The organism is Halobacillus sp. BBL2006 (assembly GCF_000786645.1).
In the GTDB taxonomy this organism is placed as follows: domain Bacteria; phylum Bacillota; class Bacilli; order Bacillales; family Halobacillaceae; genus Halobacillus.
Window position 1 is genome coordinate 1 of the sequence record NZ_JRNX01000563.1, and the last position, 4,677, is coordinate 4,677.

Sequence of the window (4,677 nt, forward strand, 5' to 3'; positions counted from 1 at the left end):
CTTGGCCGCTTGAACTGGCTTGCGGATTGGTAGCTTTAAGGATGATTTTTACTCCGCCGTTTTCTCCCTCATCAATACCAATTCCAGAAAGGATGAGCAATTCATCCAGTTCGTTTTGGGCACTGCATCCGCATATAAGAATACTGACTGCTATCATACAGAAATAAAAGATTTTCATAGGAATCAACCCCCCTGATTTTTCCTTTTCTTACGACTCGTCCACCATAGAGGGAGACGGAAAAAGGTATCCTTTTGTTGCTGAGTGGAAAAAGGGGCGAAAGGAGCCATGTATGGCTGTCCCAATGATTCCAGTGATACCAAATGGATACATAAGGCTATGGTAAAGATGAGCATGCCATAAATTCCTGAAGTAGCAGCAAAAATCATGAGCACAAAGCGAAGCATACGGGAGGCACCCGCAATTGAATAATAAGGACTTGCGAAACTCGCAATGGCTGTTAAAGATACAACGATGACAATCGCTGGGGAAACGAGTCCAGCTGATACAGCAGCTTCTCCGATAACGATCGCCCCTACAATTGAAACCGCTGGGCCGATGGGGCGAGGCATTCTTACTCCAGCTTCTCGAAGAATTTCGAATACGGTCTCCATTACTAAGGCTTCAATTAATGCAGGGAATGGAATACCCTCCCGCTGGGCTGTCAAGCTGATCAATAATTTCGTCGGGATTAATTCCTGATGAAAGGTAGTTAAAGCTACATACGTCGCCGGCAACGCAAAAGAAATCCAAAACGCAATAAATCGAATTAGTCGGATGAAGGTGGCTAAGTCAAAACGGTTGTAATAATCCTCAGCGGTTTGGAAGTAGGATATAAACGTTACTGGGCCAATGATGGCAAAGGGTGTTCCTTCCATCATAATAGCGAGCTTTCCTTCCACAAGGGCTGAACAAACTACATCAGGTCGTTCCGTATTTGAAAGTGTTGGTATAGGGGAGTAACCTTTCGTTTCAATCAATTCCTCAAGCATTCCTGTTTCAAAAACTTCTCGTGGCTTTATATTAGACAATCTTTCTACTGTCGTCTCCAAGGCATTCTCGTTAACTAGGCCTTCAATGTAAGCAATAATGACCGGTGTCTGGGTGATTTCACCGACAAGAAATTGTTTAAACCTGAGCGCTGGATTTGAGATACGTCTGCGTATTAAAGTCGTATTAATAGAAAGTGTTTCGACAAAGCCTTCTCTTGGACCTCTAATCATTGTCTGGGAACTTGGTTCTTCAATTGCTCTAGTTTCCCACCGCTGATCAGCTGTGATGAATGCTTCTTTTCCTTTTTTAACAAACAAGATGACACTTCCACGTATTAATTGGTCCAGGATGGTGGAGAAATCGGATGTTTTACTGAATTTTTTAGGAAGTTGGATGTGCTGTTGAAAATCTCTTTTTCCAAAGTCCCATGGAGCCTGATGTTCTTTGAACCAATCCATAAGGGGGAGAATAACAGTCAGCTCCAGCTCATCAGTGCTGATCATTCCATCAATATAACAAACGGCAAAAGCGTTGTGTTTGAAAGTATAAACTTTCGTAACCAGATCCGGGGGATAGCCGAGACTTTTCCCAATCTGATGAACGTCTTTTTCCACATCTCCTGTAAGGCTCAGATGACTGTAGCTTCCCTTACTCAAATAAGGCGGAAAAGTCTGATCTTTCGACATGATAAAACTCCTGTCGTTTTTTTAACCATTCTTGGGAAAATACCTTATTTTTATACTAGGTAGAAATTCTGGAGTCTCTGGTCAACTTTGAGGCAAAGCTTTTTTATGAATTTATGGATCCGCAGCATAAAATGATTCTCTCAAGGGTAATCAAATAAGAAACGCCATAGATGGAGCAATTTAATGGAGGGAAATGATCATGCAAAAAATGAATCGGGGAATTTTAACTGCCCTATCTGGAATAGGAATCGCCCAGGGATTGAAAATACTTACACATAAACGATTGACCGGAGAATGGGATGTAAAGCAAGTCGCCTCAACAGGGGGGATGCCGAGCTCTCACTCAGCAGGTGTGACAGCACTGGCGAGCTATATTGCTTGGAATAAAGGATCGCGTCACACGGAGACAGCTCTCGCTGTGACTTTCGGAATGATCGTCATGTATGATGCGCAGGGAATCCGTCGTCATACGGGAGAAATCGCAAAGCTTGTAAATGACTTGGAAGATAATATCGCAGAAATTTCAGGGGATTTTCCAAGCTTCGAATTCGTAGAGCGGGAGAAGGAATTGAAAGAATTGCTGGGTCATCAGCCGATTGAAGTGCTAGGCGGCGCGATTTTAGGCGGCGTCTTAGGATTTCTTTCTGCAAAGCTTGAAAATCGGTAGAGGAGCAGTAAGAATCGGGTCTTTTCTTAGACTATTCATTAGAAAATTAAAGTGAAGTGGTTAGCGGGAAAAGGAAAAGAACAAACATTTAAAGTGATCCAGACGAAAGTATGGGAATAACAACTGCTGTTTAAACGGGTCTCTGCATAAAAAAACAGGAAATGAAAAGGTTAATGATCAGGAGGTGGTTAATATGACAAACCATAATGATCCTCGTCATAAACTGGAGAACGATACATTTGCCAGTTCAGGAACGAATATAGACGCAGTCAAGCGGCAAAATGAACGTTCCGGATTATCATATAACGAAGTCAAAGAGCTGCTTGCAAAGACCACTGGGGGTCACGGAACACAAATTTATAGTGACACCAATGTAGAAGAAGTAAGAGAAGAAAGCCAGCAATCACAAAGTGAATGAAAGATAGGTACCTGCTCCTTTTTCTGAAGGCGGCAGGCCTTTTAATTTTTGAAGACGAATATGGTGAACCATTAATCTCACTTTTTTCTATGTATTTCTTGGTACCTGGTATCCATTCGGACCTTCCTAATACCAGGTATAGGGGGAGTCCTTTCTCGTACCTGGTACGCCTTTGGATCCTTTTGGTACCAGGTACGAGCGTCTTCCTTCCTGATGCCTGGTACCAGAAAGGGGACCGGTCAAGGCTCTTTAAATTTTTACTTAAAGGGTCTACGATAGAAGGAAGAGTATAATCTGGAATTGAACGTAGACGCTAATAAAAGGTTTTGTGTGCGTGTATTTTTCCTATTATTTAAAGTCAAACCAGTAAAGGTGATTACTATGACAAATACAAAACGGACGGTGTATACAGGGTGGAATTTGAAAAACAGCTATGAACGTCTGCCGGAAGCATTTTTTTCTAATACTGAACCGACCGCTGTGAGCTCTCCGGAGTTGGTCGTTTTTAATAAGTCCTTAGCAGAATCGTTGGGCTTGGACACGGAGAAGCTTGAGGGAGATGAAGGGGTAGATGTGTTTGTGGGGAACGTGGTTCCTGAAGGTGCTTCGCCAATCGCCCAGGCATATGCAGGTCATCAGTTCGGACATTTTACGATGTTAGGGGATGGCCGGGCGTTATTGCTTGGTGAGCAGGTCACACCTTCCGGCGAACGTTTTGATATCCAGCTCAAGGGTTCAGGGCGGACCCCTTATTCCCGCAGAGGGGATGGCCGTGCGACGCTTGGCCCTATGCTGCGCGAATACATCATAAGTGAAGCGATGCACGCCCTTGGGGTTCCTACGAACCGCAGTCTTGCTGTTGTGAAAACGGGAGAGTCTGTCATTCGTGAAACGGATCTTCCTGGTGCCATCGTGACACGTGTGGCCGCCAGTCACTTGCGGATCGGAACGTTTGAATATGCAAGGGGGATCGGTGTTGAGGAGCTTCAAGCTCTCGCTGATTATGCGATCGAGCGCCATTATCCTGAATTGAAAGCGGAAGAGAATCGTTATCTTGCGTTTTACCGCGAAGTGTTAAAGCGTCAAGCAGCGCTGATCGCGAAATGGCAGTTGGTTGGATTTATCCATGGTGTCATGAATACAGATAATATGACGATCTCAGGAGAAACGATTGATTACGGACCTTGCGCCTTCATGGATGAGTATGACCCGAAAACGGTTTTCAGTTCGATTGATGTCCAAGGGCGTTATGCGTATCAAAATCAGCCGCCGATTGGAAAATGGAATCTCGCCCGCTTTGCTGAAACGCTACTGCCTCTTTTCCATGAGGATCAAGAGGAAGCTGTAAATATCGCTCAGGAGGCCATTTCTGATTATGACTCCTATTATCATAAACATTGGCTTAGAGGTATGAGAGACAAGCTGGGGATTTTTGATGAACTAAGCCAGGACGAGCCTCTGATTGAAGACCTTCTAGGGATTATGCAGAAGCATAAAGCGGACTATACGAATACATTCCGTGCCATGACGCTTAATCACCTCGAGGAAACGCCAATGAGTGAATCGACAGAATTTACAAATTGGTATAAACAGTGGCAGGCGAGACTCGACAGACAAGAAGAATCGAAGGAAGAGTCATATCAGTTGATGCGGAAATCAAACCCTGCGGTCATTCCTCGGAACCACCGGGTAGAAGAGGCGCTTGAAGCGGCCGTGAGTCAGGAAGACTATAGTGTGATGGAGCGTCTTATCGATATTCTTGCAGATCCTTACGCGTATTCTCCTGAACAGAAGGAATATGCCAAGCTGCCTGAGCTATCAGATCGTCCATACCAGACGTTTTGTGGAACTTGATAAAGATATAGGCTGAAAAAAAGAAATCATCCATCCGCGATGATTTCTTTTTTTTTTGGAC

At 44.2% G+C, this 4,677-nt stretch carries 4 protein-coding genes; 3 read left to right on the top strand and 1 reads right to left on the bottom strand.

Annotation, left to right across the window (positions count from 1 at the left end; translation table 11 throughout):
• Positions 1-183 precede the first annotated feature (183 nt).
• A complete protein-coding gene (locus tag LD39_RS15910; RefSeq protein WP_052158913.1) occupies positions 184-1,677 on the bottom strand; it encodes a spore germination protein in 1,494 nt (497 codons plus the stop codon).
• Between the two features lie 199 nt (positions 1,678-1,876).
• Here LD39_RS15910 and LD39_RS15915 point away from each other — a divergent pair, with 199 nt between their 5' ends.
• The 3 genes from LD39_RS15915 (at position 1,877) to LD39_RS15930 (ending at position 4,616) form a co-directional block, all read left to right on the top strand.
• The gene (locus tag LD39_RS15915) at positions 1,877-2,344 is read left to right on the top strand and encodes a divergent PAP2 family protein (protein ID WP_035549560.1); all 468 of its coding nucleotides are present in this window, start codon (positions 1,877-1,879) and stop codon (positions 2,342-2,344) included.
• A gap of 193 nt (positions 2,345-2,537) precedes the next feature.
• Complete coding sequence (locus LD39_RS15920) at positions 2,538-2,762, top strand: hypothetical protein (protein WP_035549562.1); 225 nt, start codon at positions 2,538-2,540, stop codon at positions 2,760-2,762.
• A 381-nt stretch (positions 2,763-3,143) separates the two neighbouring features.
• Positions 3,144-4,616 (top strand): YdiU family protein, encoded by a 1,473-nt coding sequence (locus tag LD39_RS15930; protein WP_035549564.1) that lies wholly within the window; start codon positions 3,144-3,146, stop codon positions 4,614-4,616.
• Positions 4,617-4,677: the final 61 nt, after the last annotated feature.

Coding starts and splice junctions, on each gene's coding strand:
- LD39_RS15920 (WP_035549562.1), top strand. CDS start 2,538: ATGACAAACCATAATGATCCTCGTCATAAACTGGAGAACGATACATTT.
- LD39_RS15915 (WP_035549560.1), top strand. CDS start 1,877: ATGCAAAAAATGAATCGGGGAATTTTAACTGCCCTATCTGGAATAGGA.
- LD39_RS15930 (WP_035549564.1), top strand. CDS start 3,144: ATGACAAATACAAAACGGACGGTGTATACAGGGTGGAATTTGAAAAAC.
- LD39_RS15910 (WP_052158913.1), bottom strand. CDS start 1,677: ATGTCGAAAGATCAGACTTTTCCGCCTTATTTGAGTAAGGGAAGCTAC.